Here is an 18,917-nt window from a genome sequence, read left to right on the forward strand (position 1 = left end):
CTGGTCCTCAGTGGGCCGTAGCCGTGGTTGAGACAACGGACTGCGCCGCCTGGGTGGCTTGAGTCGCTTGTGTGCGCGGCGCTTTTGCGTACCAGTAATCGATGACCCAGTCTTCGTACAGGTAGGACGCGGGCACGATCTTCGGAAACGCCAGCGTCGTCTTATAGCCGATGCGCGCGCCCGGCGCGTAGTACTCCGGCACCAGATAGAACGAGTAGATCAGGACGCGGTCGAGCGCACGGGTCGCCGCCTCCAGATCGTCGAGATTGGTGGCCAGGAGCGCGGAGCGAATCAGCGAGTCGACCGCCTTCGATCGAATACCCGGATAGTTCTCGGAGCCGACTTCGGACGCGGCAGCACTGCCGAAGCGGCGCGTCAGTTCGGCGCCCGGAATCGTCACCGGCGGATAGATAAAAGTTGTCATGTCGTACTCGAAATTGTTCAGGCGCTTCTCGTACAACGCACTGTCGATTTCGCGCATATGAGCCTGGATGCCGAGCATGCCGAGCGCCTGCATATACGGCAGGATCAGACGATCCATGCCTGGCTGATCGTCCATGATCTCGATCGTCATCGGCGTGCCGTTCGCGTCGCGCAATGCGCCGTCGCGATAGCGCCATCCAGCCTGCGCCAGCAGATCGCGGGCGACGCGCAGATTGCCGCGCAGAGAATCCGGTGCAATCGTAGTGGGTTGCTTGAGCATCGGACCGAATACTTCGGGCGGCACACTGGCGCGCAACGGTTCGAGCAACGCCAGTTCCCTGGGGCCGGGCATGCCGGTTGCGCCGAACGGACTCGCCTCGAAATAACTGCTGGTGCGCCGGTATTGGCCATAGAACATCATCCGGTTCATCCAGTCGTAGTCGAATGCCAGCGTGAGCGCGTGGCGCACGCGCGGGTCCTGGAACATCGGCTTGCGCAGATTCATCAACATGCCCTGCATCTGCGCGGGACCGTCGGCGAACTCACCCTTCTTCAGCAGTCCGTTGTCGAAATTCTTGCCTACATACTTGCGCGCCCACTGCGTCGCGCTGTATTCCACCATGACGTCCCCATCGCCCGCCTTGAAGGCTTCGAGTTGCGTGTAGTGGTCACGGTACAGCTTGAAGGTGATGCGCTGGAAGCGGAACATGCCGCGTCGCGACGGCAGATTCGACGCCCAGTAGTCAGGGTTGCGGCGATAGGAAATCTGCTTGTCGTTCTTGCGTTCATCGATCAGATACGGGCCGCTGCTGATCGGCGGCACGGCGGCAATCTGATCGAACGGCGGGCGCTTGCCGTCAGGCTGCCGGCCCCACTTCGGCGAGAAGACCGGCAAGTCGCCGACGATCAGCGGCGCGGCGCGTTCGGGCCGCTTGAAGTCGAAACGAACGGTACCTTGATCGATCACCGTCGCGCTTTTGATCACGGCGAATTGCGCGTTGAAGAGCGGCGAAGCCTGCGGGCTCGTCAGCGTATCGAACGAATATTTGACGTCGGCGGCGGTAATCGGATCGCCGTTCGAAAAGCGTGCGGCGGGATTGATATGGAACGTCGCTGAACTCAGGTCGGGGGCAACCTCGACATCCTCCGCAATCAGCGGGTATTCGGACGCCAGTTCGTCCCAGCTGCGCTGCATCAGCGTGTCGAACATCAGATTCTGAATGTCCGGCGCGGGCGCGCCGCGCACCAGAAACGGATTCAGCGAATCGTAAGTCTGCAGTTCGTTGTAGTTTTCGAAGTTCAGCGTACCGTTAGCCGGCGCGTCGGGATTCGCGTAGTCGAAATGCGTGAAATTGGCGGGATATTTCGGCTGGTCGTACTGTGAGATCGACGGCTTCGCCTGCGCGGACATCGAGACAGCGCCAAATGCGCACAACGCCGTCGCCACGACCGGTAGGACGCGCGATAACCGGAACTTCACATGTCTCATCTTCAGTTATGCGTGAGGACGTGCACCCGCTCGTGACCGGCGCACGATTCGTCGAATCGACGGGATGACGGCGCGTAAGCCTCGCGCGGTCACATCAACATATTGAACCGCGCCTGTTGCCAGCGGTAGCCGGCGACGCTCGATGCCGCGCGCCACCGGTAAAAAAGATCGCTCCGGCAATCCATCCGAAAAGCCGGAGCGACTCACGTACCACGCTCAGTAACTGGACATCAGAACTTGTACGTTGCGCCGATCTGGGCGAAGCGGCCAATGTACGTATACAGCGATTGGTCGTAGCCGTTCTGATCCAACGTACCATTCGCAAAGATCGGATCGTACGGCGGCGTCCGGTTGAAGATGTTGTCGATGCCGCCGAAGATCGTCCAGTTCTTGAAGCCCGTGTACGTCATCATCAGGTTGAACTGGCTGTACGATCCCACTCTGGTCGGCGCCGGCACCAGATTCTGCGCGTACGGCCCCGTGAACTGCCACGTCAACGCTGCGTCGAACTTGTGGTACGTCCAGTCCAGGGTAGTGTTGCCTCTCCAGCGCGGGAAGCTGCCGCCGAACGGCTGCGTGATGGTGAAGTTGTTACCTGCACCGTTCACCGGCGATCTACCCGGGAAGCCGATCTTGAAGCTGTCCACGTAAGCCCAGTCACCCGACAGGGTAAACGTACCGACCTTCGTCGGTAGCGCCTGGCGGAACGTGCCTTCGAAACCGTTCGTGTCGAGGTAGCCGAGGTTCTGGTACGGAATGACCTTGTACAGGAGGGCGCCCGTTGCCGGGTCGGTGACCACCTGCGAAGGCGAGCCCTGGCCGATCACGTTATCGACGCGAATCTTGTACCAGTCGAAGCCGACATCGGTCGTACGGGTCGGCGACAGCTGGAAGCCGATGTTGAAGTTACGCGTGCGCTCCGCCGCCAGTTTCGGATTACCCTCCGTGATCGAGGTGTAGTTCTGGCCGGTGTTCGGGTCCACCTGGATACCCATCGTTTGCGACTTGCTGTCTTCAACGAACGTCGGCGCACGGAAGCCGCGATTGTACGAGGTGTACATCGTGAGCGCCTGAACCGGCTGATAGCGCAGCGCGAAGCGCGGCGAGAACGCACCGCCGACATCGCTGTAGTGGTCGTAACGACCCGACTGGCTGAACGTCAGGTTACGCACAATCGGAATGTCAATCTGGTAATACACGGCCGCCACGTTGCGCTGGCCGTTCACCGTCTGGAGATTCGGATTGGTGACCAGGCCTTGCTGGAATTCCGCACCCGGCGTGAGTACTTCGCTCTGGTGCGTGAACTGCGCACCGAAGCCGAGACCCACGTCGCCCGCCGGCAGATGGAAGAGTTCCGGCGTCGACAGCGTCGCGTCAACGGTATCGAGCTTCGAGATACCCAGGTTGTTCGCGTCCATGTACAGCCCGTTGAACGCGTTCGGTGTCGCCGACGGATTCGCGAAATTCAGCGTGCCGTTCTGGTAAATGTCGGTCAGTACGGTGGGGTTCAGCTGGTTCGTGTAGGTGTTAGCGACCGTGCTTTGCGAGTGGCTGATCGACGTCGCCCAATCCCATTCGCCGTTCGGCAGGTCGAACGAGCCCTTGATGCCCGTGGACGCGCGCCAGTACGTGGCATACGTCTTTTCCGCTACCGTGTTCGGGAACGCATACGTGAGCGGCGTGGCAACGCCGAACGGGTTGTACGGGTTGCTCGCCGGCACCACCGTGTTGAACGGGGAAAGCAGCTTCGTCTGCGGATTCCACACAAGTGCGGGGACCTGCGGATTGCCGACAACGTTGTTCCACAGACCGTCGTTGGTGGTGGTCGTGTTGCTGCTGATCAGGAAGTCCCCGAACGCGGTCGTCTTATCGTTGATCTTGAAGTCGGCGTGAAGCTTCGCGTTCAGACGCTCGGTCATCGGCGCGATGGACATGCCTTCCGCGGTGTTGAAGCCGCAAACCGTGCCCGCCGATCCCGCAGTCAGCGAATTGGTGGCTGCAGGACGCACCGAACCGCCGAACGGACAGTTGCTCAACGCCTGCACGCCGCCGCCGGGCATGCTCCAGTACGACGGCGCGAGCAACGAGAGACCGCCCGGCTGGTTGGTGAAATCCTGATTGCGCGTCGAGTCGCGGTCCGCGAGCGTGAAGCCATTTGACTTGTAGTAGCTCGCGGCGGCCGTAACGTTGAAGCGATCGGAGTTGAGATCGCCGAAGCCGCCGAGCACGCCGAATTTGGTCGTGCCGGCGCCACCGCCACCGTTGATGGCGCTGCCGTAGCTGCCATCGAGTTGCAACCCCTGGAAGTTGTGCTTCGTAATGATGTTGACCACACCCGCAATGGCGTCCGAACCGTACTGCGACACGGCGCCGGTCTTCACGATTTCGATGCGGTCGATGGAGTTCAACGGCAGCGTGTTCAGGTCGAAGAAGGAGTCGACGCTGTTCGAGAAGAACGCGAACGGCGCAACGCGCTGTCCATCCACCAACACAAGCGTGTATTTTTCGCTGAGGCCGCGCAGGGCGATACCCGCGGCGCCCGCGGCAAAGTTGCCGGACTGACCTTCGCTCCAGCTATTCGCCGAGTTGGCCGAGGTCGTGCGCAGAAAATCGGCGACGGTCGTGGCGCCGCTATTCACAATGTCTTTCTGCGTAACCGTCTGCACCTGATTGAAGCCGACCTTGTCGGAGCTGCGAATCAGTGAACCGGTCACTTCGAACTTCTTCAGTTGCTGGACGCCTTTGCCAGACGGCGTCGCGGTGTTGTTGTCCGCGGACGGCGTTGCAGCGGCGCCCGATGCGGGAGCCGCTGCCGCTGCCGGCGTGCTTTCCGTTGTCGTCGCGCCCGCCGCGGTTCCTGTCGTGGCCGGCTGGCTTTGCGCAAACGCCGGTACGGCGATTGCGGCCGACAACGCCAGTTCAGCCCAGATTATTCTTTTGATGGCCAGCGCCAATGCCCTTTGTTTCATTTTTCCCCTTCTCGCTCGTCAGTAAGGCCACAGCTGTGTGTGAAGAGAGGTCTTGTGAACCTCTCCACTCGATATACGGCGATCTTGCGCCGCGCTCCGTTAAAGTCGCCCCGCACCTTTCTGCCTCACAACCCGGCCACGCAATGCCGGAATTGCAAATGCATCCACACAGACAGGACACTTCAAATAACTCAATATCGGACTACTTATTTATTACAAACGAAATGCGCAGCGCTTTCTAATTGTTTTCACTTCCAATACCACGAGTGATGGAGCGAACAACGTCCTCTCACCCGATCAACCCGCAATCGAACCTTAAGCAATGCTTACAAACACCGAGAGACTGCTTTCAACGAAAGCACGGAGCAAAGACACCTAAAACAATCTTGGCGTGCCCACCCACACGACCACCGCTTCTTCGCGGGCCGTATTGGCCCAGGCGTGAGGCACGGTGGACTCGTAATGCGCAGTGTCACCTGCCTGCAATACGAACGTTGTACCTTCTAACGTGAGCGATATCTGGCCGCTCATCACATACAAAAACTCTTCCCCTGCATGCGTCGTGACTTCCGACGGATTTTGCCCCACCGGCATCCTGACGAGAATGACTTCCAGCTTGCTGCCGACCGACAGATTCGTCAGCCGTCCAAAAAGATTCGCGGTCCCGTCAAATCCGAAATACTTCAGCTCATTCCCTCTACGCACCGACTTGTCTTCGGTCGGCGTGTCGACGAAGTACTGCACCGTGACACCTAAAGCTCGAGCAATGCCGACTAGCGATGTAATCGAAGGCGTTGCGTGCCCCCGTTCTACCTGCGACAAAAAGGGCTTGGAAATTCCCGCAGTTGTTGCCACCTCGTCCAGCGTGCGCTTGAGCCGTTGGCGAAGCGCGCGGATTTTGCTTCCTATAGAAACTGCGACCTGTGCCTTGTTATCGAGTGGCAAAACCATAGCAAGACAGAATCCCGTAGTCAAAATTAGTTTGATAAAACCAAACTATGTTTCATTGAGTGCAACGTCCTCCCTAAAACTCGCTCGATATGCCTGGTTGGTTATCGCCATGAGTGACTCAATCAATGCGATGTCCGGGAGGCTTTCACACTTGCCGCAAACCGGCCGATGGTTGCGCACGCAACCAGGCCCGGTCATTGGCGACGGCCGCCGCTCCATACGGCGAACATGCGCCTCCCGGTTCAATGTCCGGATACCCTGGATGCACTTCGCCGGATGCGACATATCAGGAACAGGCTGCCGTTACTTCGACGCAACCAGCACCCACAAACGGGCGAGGTCGGCCGAACCGTCGGTGCCCTTCACCGCGCGGAAGGTTTGCACTGCACGCGCTTTTTCGCCTGCGATGTAGTACGCCTCGCCGAGATGCAGTTGCGCCTGGTCCGGGTGATCGACTCCACCCTTCGCGATCGCTGCGTCCATTGCCATGAGACCTTGCTTGGTCTGACCGGCGAAGACCTGGTTGAAGCCGACGTCGACAGGTGCGACGGGGTTCGCGGGATCGACAGGTGCGTGCGCCCGTTTCGCGGCGAGCGCCTGCAACCGCTTCTCGCGATCCGACTGCGCATCGTGACCCAGAACGCCTGACGTAAAGCCCTGATCGATGACCTGTTTGCCTTCAGCCGTGGTACCCGCCACGATCGCGAGCTGGGTCATCTCCATGTAGTCGTCGGCGGTGGTGAGCGAGCCGATCGCACGGCGCAGCCGATACGTGTCGATATCGAGCGCCGACGAATAGCCGGGCTTGCTGCGGATCGCAGTGAACAGATCGTCCCAGTAAGACTGCTTCGGATGATAGGCGACCAGCTTTTCGAGCGTGCTGCGGTAGGTCGCGTCATCTTTCACGCGTTGCGCGCAAGTGCCGAGCAATTGCAGCTGCGATTCGTCGGGTGCGTGACCGGCACGCACTTGCGCATCGACGCTCGGCTTAAGCAGGCTCACGACATTGCCGCAATCATTTGCCAGGTAGTAGGACTGCACAAGCAAAGTCCGCATGTCGGGATCGCTGCCGCCCGATTTCAGATAGCGCTGCGCGACCTTCGCTGCCTGTGCGTAGTTTTTCTGCTGGAAGTAGATGCCTGCGAGCGCCGCGGTGGTGCGCTGCTCGTCAGCGCCGCTCAAGCGTCCGGAACCCAGCAAGGTTTCGTAGGCTTGAGCAGCTACGCCGGATTCGCCGGCTGCCGCAGCAGCAGCGCCGCGCATCTCCTGGACCATGTAGCTTTCATAGGGCGTTTTGCCCGCCACGGCATCCGCCTGATCGATCTTCGTCAACGCATCCTTGTACTTGTGCGCGCGATACAAATCCTGCGCGGCGTTCAGCGGCTTCGCCACATCCGGCCGCAAGGTGTCCGCGGCATGAGACGCGACCGGCAGCACGACGAGCGCAGACAGCCCTCCGACAGCGGCCGCAATGACGGCGCGCTTGAACCGTTGATGGATCGTTAGCATTCCACTTCCCTATTGCATGTACTGCTCGTTGCCGATCAGGCCGATTTTCGTCGCGCCCAGTCGTTGCGCGGACGCCATCACCTCCGCGACGTCTTTGTACGGCACCAGCTTGTTAGGCCGCAGATGGATTTCCGCCTGGACCGGTTCGGCCGCCACCTGGGCCAGCCTGGATTCGAGCGCCGCCCGATTCGGCACAGGCTGGCCATTCCAGGTCGTGGTGCCGTCGAAATCGATATCGATTTGCACCACTTCCGGCTGCGTGATCGGCGGCGGCGGATTGCCGACCGGCAAGTTCATCTTGATGGCATGCGTCTGGATCGGAATCGTGATGATCAACATGATCAGCAACACCAGCATTACGTCGATCAGCGGCGTGGTGTTGATATCGACCATCACATCCGGTTCAGCACTGCCACCGCCCGAAGATACGTTCATCCCCATAATCGTCTCCTGTCGACCAGAGTTAGCGCTTTAGCTGTCGGCCAGAGTTGGCGCTTTAGCGCTTACTCTGGTCCCATGCAAAGCACTTACTCTGGTCCCATGCAAAGCTAGCCGCCGCGCGCGGGCGGCTCAGTGATAAATGAAACCTTGGCGATACCGGCGCGCTCGCACGCGGTAATGACCCGGCCGATGAATTCATAACGGGCGCTCTGGTCACCGCGAACGTGCACCTCCGGTTGCGGCGTCATGACCGACGCGGTTTTCAGGCGTGCCAGCAGCGTAGGCGCATCGACCTGCTTCTCGTTCCAGAAGAAATCGCCGTCGCGATTGACCGCAATGACGATACTTTTGGGCGTCGTTTGCAGCGGCTGGATCGTCTCCTTCGGCAGTTGCACCGGCACCGTATGCGTCACCACCGGAATCGTGATCAGAAAGATGATCAACAGGACCAGCATCACATCGACGAGCGGCGTGGTATTGATACTGGAGATGACCTCGTCGTTATCTTCCTGCCCAACGCTCATAGCCATGACGGACTCCGCTTATTGGGCCAGCGATGCTTCGCGAGCGGCGGCGCGTGCCGGGCGCCGGCTGCCTGCGAGCAATACGGTGTGCAGTTGCGCGCCGAAGGCCCGAACACGCTCCATCACCGACTTGTTGCGGCGAACCAGGAAGTTATAGCCGAGCACGGCCGGCACTGCCACGGCAAGACCGATCGCGGTCATGATCAGCGCCTCGCCCACCGGACCCGCGACCTTGTCGATCGAGGCCTGGCCGGCGATACCGATTGCCGTCAGCGCGTGATAAATCCCCCAGACCGTACCGAACAGACCAACGAACGGAGCTGTCGAGCCGACCGTGCCGAGGAAAGCCAGACCGTCTTGCAGACGATTCGACACGTTGGTGATCGCGCGCTCGACCGAGGTATCGATCCACGTATTGCGGTCGACGGCTTCGAGCAACGCTTCGTCATGATGTTCGCCTGCTTCGATGGCCGTTTCCGCGATGAAGCGGAACGGCGACGATTCGTCGAGCCGCTTCGCGCCTTCGCTCAGCGACGGCGCGGTCCACAATTGCTCGTCGGCGCTCTTCGCACGGCGGTTCGCGCGGAACTGCTCGAAGAACTTGGTGATCATGATGTACCAGCTGCCCATCGACATGAGCACCAGCAGAATCAGCACGAAGCGTGCAACGAAGTCACCGTTCTTCCAGAGTGCGCCGAGCCCGTACGGGTTATTGACGGTTTCGGACGTGGCCGGCGCCGGCGGCGGCACCGCTTCGTCCGCGGCCGAGCCGGCCGTTTGCGGCGCAGCGGCGGCCGGGGCAACTGCCGACGCGGTAGCGTCGCTAGCTTGCGCATGGGCCATTTGCGGTGCAACAAAGGTATCCACCGTGGTTACGGCGATCAACATGCTTGCCGCCAATGCGGCGAGAGTACGCTTCTTCATGCCTGCTCCAAGTTCATTAGTACAACTTCTAAACTAAGACTGATAAATCGCTACCGGTACCGAACAGCCTGTGGATTCAGTTCAAGTTGAACGAGAACGGAACTTGCACACGGACAGCCTGGCCTTGGGAAACGCACGTGAACTGCTTGACCGCGTTGAACGCTGCGCGATCGAGTGAGGAATCGTCCGCAGACCTGGCAACGCGTTCATTCGTAATATGGCCCTGCGCGTCGACTACGAATTCAATCAGCACATCACCCGTCACGTTGTTTTCCTGCGCTTCCTTCGGGTAACGGATCGACGAACGGATCTGATCCGAGTTCGGGCACACAACCCCTACTTCGGCGCTCACGGGCTTGGCCGGCGCGGGAGGTGCCGGCGGTGCGGGCGGCGCCACGGCAGGTGCCGACACGACCGGTGCGGCCTGGTGTGTGATGGTCGGCTGCGGCGGCGTCTGCACCTGCACTTCCGGCGGCGGCACGAACGGCGGCGGCGGCGGTGCGAACTTCGGCGGCGGCAATTGCACGGTCGGCAATGGCGGCGGCGGAGGCGGCTTTACCGGCTCGATGATTTTCGTTTCGATGGGATGCTGGATGACCTGCACGACCTTGGTGGCGAGGCCATTGATGAGCGCGTAGATCAACACGATGTGCAGGAGCAGAACGACTGCGATACCGCCGAAGCGGCGTACGGGGTTTTGCTGCTTACGCCCAAACTCGCGCGGGCGTCCTGGCCTCTCCATCCTGGCCACTGCTGCCGGAAATTGCCCTTCAACTTTCGTACCCACCTTTACTCCTCCGGCGTGAACCGTCCATTTCTGTACCTGCAGCGCGCTTACATACCGCAAACAACGTTCGCTTCAGTCAATCACGGCCATCGATTGCAGTTTTAATTTGCAGTCCAAAATTTATGCTGCACTGCCCAACTGAGATTCGATGACACATACAAAACCTGAAGCAGCGCATCGGCTCTTCGCAGGCCACGGAATATCTATCTAAGTAGAAGTACTAATAGATCTAATTCGATTCCGTCATTTCCGCTTTCATGTGTGCAGCAGATAGTCTGATCGAGGTGCGCTGCGGCTTGCGAGCCGTTCTGCGTCAAAGTCAGCTGCGTTTCATGGGAGGCAAAGATAGCAGGACAAAAAATCCACGGTCAAACTTTTTTTGATGAGAGCATACTAAGTTTAGAGTGATAACTCTAATTAGCGCCTCATTTACGTCGCTTTAGAAGAGTAGGCGCGTATGGAACAGACGTAAGCGCGTCTTTCTTGAAGGCGATAGCGTGGGACAAAGCCAATATTCCGGCGTTGCCGGCACACCCGGAACCATCCACGGAGAGCGGGGAATCGCAGACGGAAGACCCGTCGGACGGGCTTCCTGCGATGGTTGCAAGGCAACGGGGCGGATCGCAAACAGTATCCTGAGTTGATGATCGACCGTGACGAATGAACCCGGGGCCGGAGGCGAGAACATAGCAGAAGGAAAACCGCGTTCGAAAATTTTTTTTAGCGGTATTTACGACACTCTAAATCGGCATTTCACCTACTTCTTTCGTTTAATTACAAAGTTATTGATAAAAATTACATATTGCCGACGCACGAGATAATGCCCGGCAAACTGGTGGCGATAGCCGCGTCACAGCTTTGACAGCTCCTGGAACGGCCGTGGCGCAAGCGAATCTTTCGCCTCACGTCTCGTGCACTTAGGCGAACAGGAGCGGAGCAATATCCACTGCCCCGCTCCGCCGTTCAACCGTTCGTTCCCTCGCCCGCCACCATTGCAACACCGCTATGCGTTCGCGCCAGGACAGGCCGTAGCGCTGCGCCGGTGTGGCTTTCGGCTACGCGAGAAAGTCCTTCGGGATCCGTAGCAGCGACGATTGTCCCGCCGCCAACACCACCTTCCGGCCCCAGGTCGATGATCCAGTCCGCCTCTGCAATCACGTCGAGATCGTGCTCGATCACCACAACGCTATGGCCACCGTCCGCGAGACGGTGCAGCACGCGAATCAGCTTCGCGACATCCGCCATATGCAAACCGACGGTCGGTTCATCCAGCACGTACAGCGTATGAGGCGGCTTCTGGCCACGTCGCGTGATGTCGTCGCGCACTTTGCTCAATTCGGTGACCAACTTGATGCGCTGTGCTTCGCCGCCCGACAACGTAGGCGACGGCTGACCGAGCGTCAGATAACCGAGCCCGACATCCTTCATCAATTGCAATGGATGTGCGATGTTGGAGATCGGTGCGAAGAACTCGACGGCCTCGTCGATTTCCATTGTCAGCACGTCGCCGATGTTCTTGCCACGCCACGTGACCGCAAGCGTCTCCGGATTGAAGCGTTGACCGTGGCAAACGTCGCACGGCACTTTCACGTCGGGAAGGAAGCTCATGCCGATGGTGCGCACGCCTTGTCCTTCGCAAACGGGACAGCGGCCTTCACCGGTGTTGAACGAGAAACGCGACGCCGTATAGCCACGCGCGCGCGCTTCGAGCGTGCCGGCGAACAGCTTGCGGATCGCATCCCACACGCCGATGTAGGTCGCCGGACACGAGCGCGGTGTTTTGCCGATCGGGGTCTGGTCGACTTCGAGCACACGGTCGATGGTTTCCCAGCCGGTGACCGCATCACATCCCTGCCATGCGTGCGTGACATTGAGCGGTGCACGCGGTGCGGTACGCGCCAATACGCTAGAGCGCCGGTTCGTCACCGGTTGCTCCTGAGCAGCCGCAGCGCGCGCACGCCGCGTAGCCGGCGACGACAGCACCGAGCGCCCGACCGCATCCAGCAGATTGGCCATCAACACATCGCGCGCGAGCGTCGACTTGCCCGAACCGCTCACACCCGTCACCGCGACCAGCCGCGATAGCGGAATGCCGACCGTCACGTTGCGCAGGTTGTGCAGCTTGCCGCCATGCACCGTCAGCCAGTTCTCCGGCACGGCTGCTGCGCGTTTGGTCGGCGCGACCACCTTGCGACGCGGTTGCAACGGATGCACGATCGGCTGCGCGAGAAACTGTCCGGTCAGCGAATCGGGCTGCGCCGACAGATCGGCAACACTGCCTTGCGCGACGAGCGTGCCGCCGCGCTTGCCCGCACCCGGCCCGATATCGATGATGTGATCGGCACGCCGAATGGTGTCTTCGTCGTGTTCGACCACCACCAACGTATTGCCCTTCTCGCCCAGCTTGCGCAACGCGTTCAGCAGAATCTGGTTGTCGCGCGGATGCAAACCGATGGTGGGTTCGTCCAGCACATAACACACGCCTTGCAGATTGCTGCCCAGCTGCGCGGCGAGCCGGATGCGCTGCGCTTCGCCACCCGACAAACTCGGCGCCGCGCGATCGAGACTCAGATAGCCGAGCCCGACTTCTTCGAGGAATTGCAGGCGGCTGCCGATTTCGCTGACCACGTCGCGTGCGATCTCCGCATCGCGGCCGGTCATCTCCAACGCGTCGATCCAGGCGCGCGTATCGGACACCGTCCATTGCGCGACATCGACGATCGCGTGCGCGTCGAACGTGACCGCTCGCGCGGTCGGATTCAGACGCGTGCCGGCGCAATCGGGACACGGTTCGTCGACGAGACCTTCCGGCTCCTGCTCCTCCGACGGCAAGCTTTGCTCGCGGCCGCGATTGTCGTCGACGATCACGGTGTCGTCGTACGCCGCGCGTTGTTCGCGCGTCAGCGTGAGGCCCGTGCCGACGCAGGTAGTACACCAGCCATGCTTGCTGTTGTACGAGAACATGCGCGGGTCGAGCTCGGGATAACTGGTGCCGCATACCGGACACGCGCGTTTGGTGGACAGCACCTTCACGGCACCGAGCGTAGCGGTAGGATGGCCGCCGCTGATCGCGTCGTGCAAGCCGTCGAGCGGCGCGAGCAGATGCATCACCCCCTTGCCGATTTCGAGCGTTTCGTCGAGCGCGCGGCGCAGTTCGGTTTCGTTATCCGGCGAGACGACAATGTCGGCCACCGGCAGCTCGATCGTGTGCTCGCGAAAGCGATCGAGCTTCGGCCACGGGTCAACCGGCACGAACTCGCCGTCCACGCGCAGATGCGTATTGCCACGTGCTTTCGCCCACTTCGCGAGGTCGGTATAGACGCCCTTGCGGTTCACGACCAGCGGCGCGAGGAAGCCGACGTGCTCGCCTTTGTGATCCCGCAACAATTGCGCGGCAATCGATTCGACGCTCTGGGACGTGACCGGCGTGCCGTCGTGAATGCAATGCTGCAGACCGAGCTTCACATACAGCAGGCGCAGGAAGTGCCACACTTCCGACGTGGTCGCCACCGTACTCTTGCGGCCACCGCGCGACAGACGCTGCTCGATCGCGACGGTGGGCGGAATGCCGTACACCGCGTCCACTTCGGGGCGCCCGGCCGGCTGCACGATCGACCTTGCGTAGGCGTTCAGCGATTCGAGGTAACGGCGCTGCCCTTCGTGGAACAGAATGTCGAAGGCCAGCGTGGACTTGCCCGAACCGGACACGCCGGTGATCACGTTGAACTTGCCGTGCGGAATATCGACGTCGAGCGCCTTCAGATTGTGCTCGCGCGCATTGACGATGCGCACTACGTCCTCGCCTTCGATCGCCCGGCGCGCACGCGCCGCGCTCAGCGCCTTCTGCAGCGGAATGCCTTGCGACGAGGGCTCGGCCGCGGCGCTCATCGCGCGATCGTATTGCAGCAGTGCCTCGCCGGTGTGCGACTCGGCGCAACGTTTGACGTCTTCCGGCGTACCCGCGCACAGCACCCGGCCGCCGCCGTCCCCGCCTTCAGGGCCGAGATCGATCAGCCAGTCGGCCGCGCGGATCACGTCGAGATTGTGTTCGATCACGATCAGCGAATGGCCGCTCGCGAGCAGCTTGCCGAACGCCTGCATCAGCTTGGCGATATCGTCGAAATGCAGACCGGTGGTCGGCTCGTCGAACATGAAAAGACGTTTCGGGGTTGCCTGTTTTGCGCTGCGTGCGGTAGGTGTCTGCGCCGATTCCGCAAGGAAACCGGCGAGTTTGAGCCGTTGCGCTTCGCCACCGGATAGTGTGGGCACCGGCTGGCCGAGCTTCACGTATTCAAGACCCACGTCGATGATCGGCTGCAGCACGCGCAATACTTCGGCATCTTTCGCGAAGTATGCGGTGGCTTCGCTCACCGTCAATTCCAGCACGTCGGCAATGCTCAATGCGCGCGCCGGCCCGCCGCGCTCGATTTTCACTTCGAGCAGTTCGGCTCGATAACGGCGGCCATCGCAATCCGGACAGCGCAAATACACGTCGCTCAGGAACTGCATTTCGATGTGCTCGAAACCCGAGCCGCCGCAGGTCGGGCAGCGTCCGTCACCCGAGTTGAAGCTGAACATGCCGGGGCCGTAACCGCGTTGTTTCGCGAGCGGCGCCTTGGCGAACAGCTTACGGATTTCGTCGAATGCGCCGACGTAACTGGCCGGATTCGAGCGCGCGGTTTTGCCGATCGGCGACTGGTCGACGAATACGACGTCTGTGACCTGGTCTGCGCCCGTCAGGCTCCTGAATGCGCCGGGCGACTCGGTGGCGAGGCCGAAGTACCGCGCCATGGCCGGATACAAAACGTCTTGCAGCAAGGTGGATTTGCCCGAACCCGACACGCCTGTTACGCAGACGAGGCGTTGCAACGGGATCTCGGCCGTGACGTCGCGCAGATTGTGTTGGGTCGCGCCTTCGAGCACGATGCGCGGCGTGCTTGCATCCACCGGACGCTGCGACCAGTGTGCCGCGTCCGCCACATGCCGGCGCCCGCCGAGGTACTCGCCGGTCAGCGTGCCGGATGAACGGATTGCCTCGGGCGCACCGTCGTAAATGATCGAGCCGCCGCGTTCGCCCGGCCCGGGGCCCATGTCGATCAGGCGGTCAGCCGCGAGCATCACCGACGGATCGTGTTCGACCACCACCAGCGTATTGCCCGCGTCACGCAGCCGATGCATCGCCTCGACGATCCGGTTCAGATCGCGCGGATGCAGGCCGATGCTCGGCTCGTCGAGCACGAACAGCGTTTTGGTCAGCGACGTGCCGAGCGCAGTGGTGAGGTTGATCCGCTGCACCTCGCCGCCCGACAGCGTGCGGCTTTGCCGGTCGAGCGTCAGATAACCCAGGCCGACGTCGCACAGATATTTGAGGCGTGTACGCACTTCGGCGAGCAGCAGCTTGAGCGCGTCGTCGAGCAACGCGCTCGGCAGGCTGATCCCGTCGAAGAAACGCCGGATGCGCTCGATCGGCAGCAACATCAGATCGTGCACGGTCAGACCCGGCAACGCCTCGAGTTGCGCGCGCCGCCAGTCGACGCCGCGTGGCATGAAGCGCCGCTCGGGCGCGAGCACCTCGTCGGCATTCGCTTTGCTGCCGAGGCGCCACAACAGCGATTCCGATTTCAGACGCGCGCCGCCGCAGGTTTCGCACGGTGTATAGCTGCGGTACTTCGACAGCAGCACGCGAATGTGCATCTTGTACGCTTTCGATTCGAGATATTCGAAGAAGCGTTTGACGCCGTACCAATGGCTTTGCCACTTGCCGTTCCAGTCGGGCGACCCGTTGATGACCCAGTCGCGCTCGGCGTCCGTCAGTTCGCCCCACGGCGTGCCGCGCCGGATATCGGCTTTCGCGGCGTAGCGCATCAGATCGTCCTGACATTCCTTCCAGGCCGGTGTTTGCATCGGCTTGATCGCGCCTTCGCTCAGCGTCTTGCGCGCGTCAGGGATCACGAGACCCAGATCGACGCCGATCACCCGGCCGAAACCGCGGCAGACTTCGCACGCGCCGTACGCCGAGTTGAACGAGAACAGCGCCGGCTGCGGGTCGGCGTAACGCAGATCGCTTTCGGGGTTGTGCAGACCGGTGGAAAACCGCCAGATTTGCGGCTCGACCGCATTCGTTTCAGGCGTCGCTTGCGGCGCGTCCGACGTGGGAGGCAGCACGTAGATGTTGACGCGGCCGCCGCCGCGTTTGAGCGACGCCTCGATCGCTTCGACCACCCGCTGCTTGTCGACCTGGCGCAAGCGGAAGCGGTCGGCCACCACGTCGAGCAGCTTGCGCCTGCCGGTGGGCGAATCGACTTCGCGCTGCGCCTGCACGCGCGTGTAGCCGCTCGCGGACAACCATTGCTCGACTTCCTGCTCGGACGCGGACTCCGGCAACTCGACCGGGAACGTGACGACCAGCCGCGGATCGTGCTCCGCGACGCGCGCCTGCAGATCGGCGTAAATCGTCTCCGGCGTGTCGTGGCGCACCTGCTGGGCGGTCTTGCGATCGAACAGCTCGGCCGCCCGCGCGTAGAGCAACTTGAGGTGGTCATTGAGCTCGGTCATCGTACCGACTGTGGAGCGCGAGCTGCGCACCGGATTGGTCTGGTCGATCGCGATGGCGGGCGGTACGCCATCGACACGGTCGACTTGCGGCCGATCCATGCGGTCGAGAAACTGCCGGGCGTAAGCGCTGAAGGTTTCGACGTAGCGCCGCTGCCCTTCCGCGTACAGCGTGTCGAACACGAGGCTCGACTTGCCGGAACCGGAGGGGCCGGTGACGACCGTCATTTCGCCGGTTCGCACGTCGAGATCGACGTTCTTCAGGTTGTGCTGACGCGCGCCGCGAATCTTGATAATGCCGTTAGATGCCAATTTATCCGACCGTCTGAATGAGTGGGCCACCTCTCACGGACGCCTCGCGACCGCGCAAGTTCGGGGCACCCCGGCTGGCGGGATGACACGCCGAAGGCCAGGTTGCAGCGGGATACTATACTGTATATTTATACAGTTTTCCATGACACGACGCGGTTGCGCTGCCGTACCGGTTCCGGCAATGACGGGCGACGCTGGACGCACGCCGGTCAGTCGCTCGGCAAGGGATGTGCCGGTTCGAAAAGTTGGCGTAGAGCCATGGAAAGTGGCTGTTTGCGCAGGGGATCAAGGGACGCCATCGCCCGCCCAGCGTTGAACGCGGCGCAAGTCTGATCTAGCCGTAAACGCTCGCCACGCTGAGCCGGTCCATCGCCGAAACTGCCGAATCGGCCGGAGCATCGGCCGAATCATCTGCCGCTCTGCTCCCGCCCAGCGCACAAGCCACGCAGCGTCTCGCCAGCACGTCGGTCGGATCGACCAGCCGCACCACCAGTCCGCCGGGCCGCGCCAGCGTCGAGCCGCGCAGCAGCAGCGGCAGTTCGGTGCAGCCCAGTACGATCACTTGCACGCCTTGGGCGACCAGATCGTCGACCGCCGCGGCGACGTCGTCGCTGCACTCGCCCGACATATAGCCGGCCTTGGCGCCATTGCGCCCGTAGATAGCGTTCATCAGCCGCGCCTGTGCCGCCGCGGTCGGCGCGACCTGCACGAGGCCGCGCGCTTCGAGCGCTCTCTCGTAGACGCGGCTTGCGAGTGTGCCCGAAGTCGCCAGCATGCCGACTTCGCGCAGGCTCGGGAACGCTTCGCGCAGATAATCGACGGTACAGGTCAGCATATTGACGATCGGAATGTTCAGCGAAGGCTGGATCCGTTCGACAAACGCATGCGCGGTATTGCACGGAATCGCGATGATGTCGGCGCCACCTTCTTCCAGCGTCCTGCAGGCCGCATAAAGGGCGAGCGTCGGATCGCCGCCGTTGCCGAGCAGGGATTCGGTGCGATCCGGAATCTGCGGATTCTGCTCGACCATGACCTTGATGTGATCCTGATCGCGCTCGGCTGGCGTGTTGCGCACCAGCTTCGCCATGAAATCGACAGTCGCCGCCGGTCCGACGCCGCCCAGCACGCCCACCTTGAAGCGCCGCTGCGGCTGCGGGAATTGCGCCGCCGCAACATAGCGCGCGTAGACCAGATTGGCGTCGACCAGCGGCACGTCCAGCGTTCCGAGCGCGCGCGCGACCATGGCGATTTCGGCGAGCCCCGGCAGAATGATTTGCGCGCCTTGCGCCGCGAGATCCGCGCAGGCGGCACGCAGCAACTCCACTGGCCGGCCGTAGAGACAGCCGCTTTTGATACCGTCGTTGCCAGACACTGCGCTTGTGACGCAATCCACGCCATGCTCGTTGCGCGGATGCAGCACGTCGAACTGCTCCGCGTCGAAGTAGCGCTCGAAGAGACCGTTGCAGCGTATGTAATCGGAGGTCAGTACACCGATGTGCCGGACTGAGGGGAAGGTTTGCCGCACGTGGATCGAAAGCGCCGTCATGATGTCGGCAATCGGGAGGGACACGTTCGCTGTCAGTTCGTCGATGAAGGTATGACTGAGAAAGCACGGCAATACGATTGCATCGACTCCGCGTTTTTCGAATGCGCGGATAGTGTCGAATACGTGGATTTTGAATGCGGCGTTCACCGCGGTGACTGAAGCCTGGCCATGCCAGGCGTGCTGCTCGGGCACGAGGTCGAATCGCTCCGCGGTGTGAGATCTTCGCCAGATGGCGGTCATCTTGCTCAATACGTCGGCGCTCGCTAGCGGCGCCGCACCGGTCACTATGCCCAGCGAACGATAGCGTTGCATAGATGACTCCCGTCGGTTCAGTTGGCTTTGATATTAGGTCGCTTTTGCGCGGTTGAGGATGACATTATGGGTGTGTTGTATTACATGGGGTTAACGTTGATTTTTGCCTCCGCGGCGCTCATGTTCTGTGTGCCCGCGACGGTGGTTTTTTCCTGTTCTTTTTGCCTTTGGCGGCGGC

Annotated in this window: 10 protein-coding genes; all 10 read right to left on the reverse strand. The window is 61.4% G+C overall.

Features of this window, described 5'->3' with window-relative positions:
* Window positions 1-7: 7 nt before the first annotated feature.
* Window positions 8-1,912, reverse strand: coding sequence for an extracellular solute-binding protein (locus WN982_RS14315; protein WP_341312633.1), 1,905 nt, complete (start codon window positions 1,910-1,912; stop codon window positions 8-10).
* A gap of 230 nt (window positions 1,913-2,142) precedes the next feature.
* Window positions 2,143-4,881 (reverse strand): TonB-dependent receptor, encoded by a 2,739-nt coding sequence (locus WN982_RS14320; protein WP_341312634.1) that lies wholly within the window; start codon window positions 4,879-4,881, stop codon window positions 2,143-2,145.
* Between the two features lie 375 nt (window positions 4,882-5,256).
* Window positions 5,257-5,832, reverse strand: coding sequence for a cupin domain-containing protein (locus tag WN982_RS14325; protein WP_341312635.1), 576 nt, complete (start codon window positions 5,830-5,832; stop codon window positions 5,257-5,259).
* A gap of 303 nt (window positions 5,833-6,135) precedes the next feature.
* Window positions 6,136-7,341 carry a tetratricopeptide repeat protein gene (locus WN982_RS14330; protein ID WP_341312636.1) on the reverse strand — a complete coding sequence of 402 codons (1,206 nt, stop codon included), beginning with the start codon at window positions 7,339-7,341 and terminating at the stop codon, window positions 6,136-6,138.
* 9 nt (window positions 7,342-7,350) lie between these two features.
* Window positions 7,351-7,782, reverse strand: a complete 432-nt coding sequence (locus WN982_RS14335; RefSeq protein ID WP_341312637.1) for a biopolymer transporter ExbD — start codon at window positions 7,780-7,782, stop codon at window positions 7,351-7,353.
* Window positions 7,783-7,889: 107 nt separating this feature from the next.
* A complete protein-coding gene (locus WN982_RS14340) occupies window positions 7,890-8,312 on the reverse strand; it encodes a biopolymer transporter ExbD (protein ID WP_341312638.1) in 423 nt (140 codons plus the stop codon).
* A 12-nt stretch (window positions 8,313-8,324) separates the two neighbouring features.
* Window positions 8,325-9,230, reverse strand: a complete 906-nt coding sequence (locus WN982_RS14345) for a MotA/TolQ/ExbB proton channel family protein (protein WP_341312639.1) — start codon at window positions 9,228-9,230, stop codon at window positions 8,325-8,327.
* A 76-nt stretch (window positions 9,231-9,306) separates the two neighbouring features.
* Window positions 9,307-9,972, reverse strand: a complete 666-nt coding sequence (locus WN982_RS14350; protein ID WP_341315798.1) for an energy transducer TonB — start codon at window positions 9,970-9,972, stop codon at window positions 9,307-9,309.
* A gap of 1,008 nt (window positions 9,973-10,980) precedes the next feature.
* The gene (gene uvrA / locus WN982_RS14355) at window positions 10,981-16,881 is read right to left on the reverse strand and encodes an excinuclease ABC subunit UvrA (RefSeq protein ID WP_348524566.1); all 5,901 of its coding nucleotides are present in this window, start codon (window positions 16,879-16,881) and stop codon (window positions 10,981-10,983) included.
* Between the two features lie 334 nt (window positions 16,882-17,215).
* Window positions 17,216-18,739, reverse strand: a complete 1,524-nt coding sequence (locus WN982_RS14360) for an amino acid racemase (protein WP_341312641.1) — start codon at window positions 18,737-18,739, stop codon at window positions 17,216-17,218.
* Window positions 18,740-18,917 lie beyond the last annotated feature (178 nt).

The sequence above is a fragment of the Paraburkholderia sp. IMGN_8 genome (genome assembly GCF_038050405.1).
Taxonomy (GTDB): domain Bacteria; phylum Pseudomonadota; class Gammaproteobacteria; order Burkholderiales; family Burkholderiaceae; genus Paraburkholderia.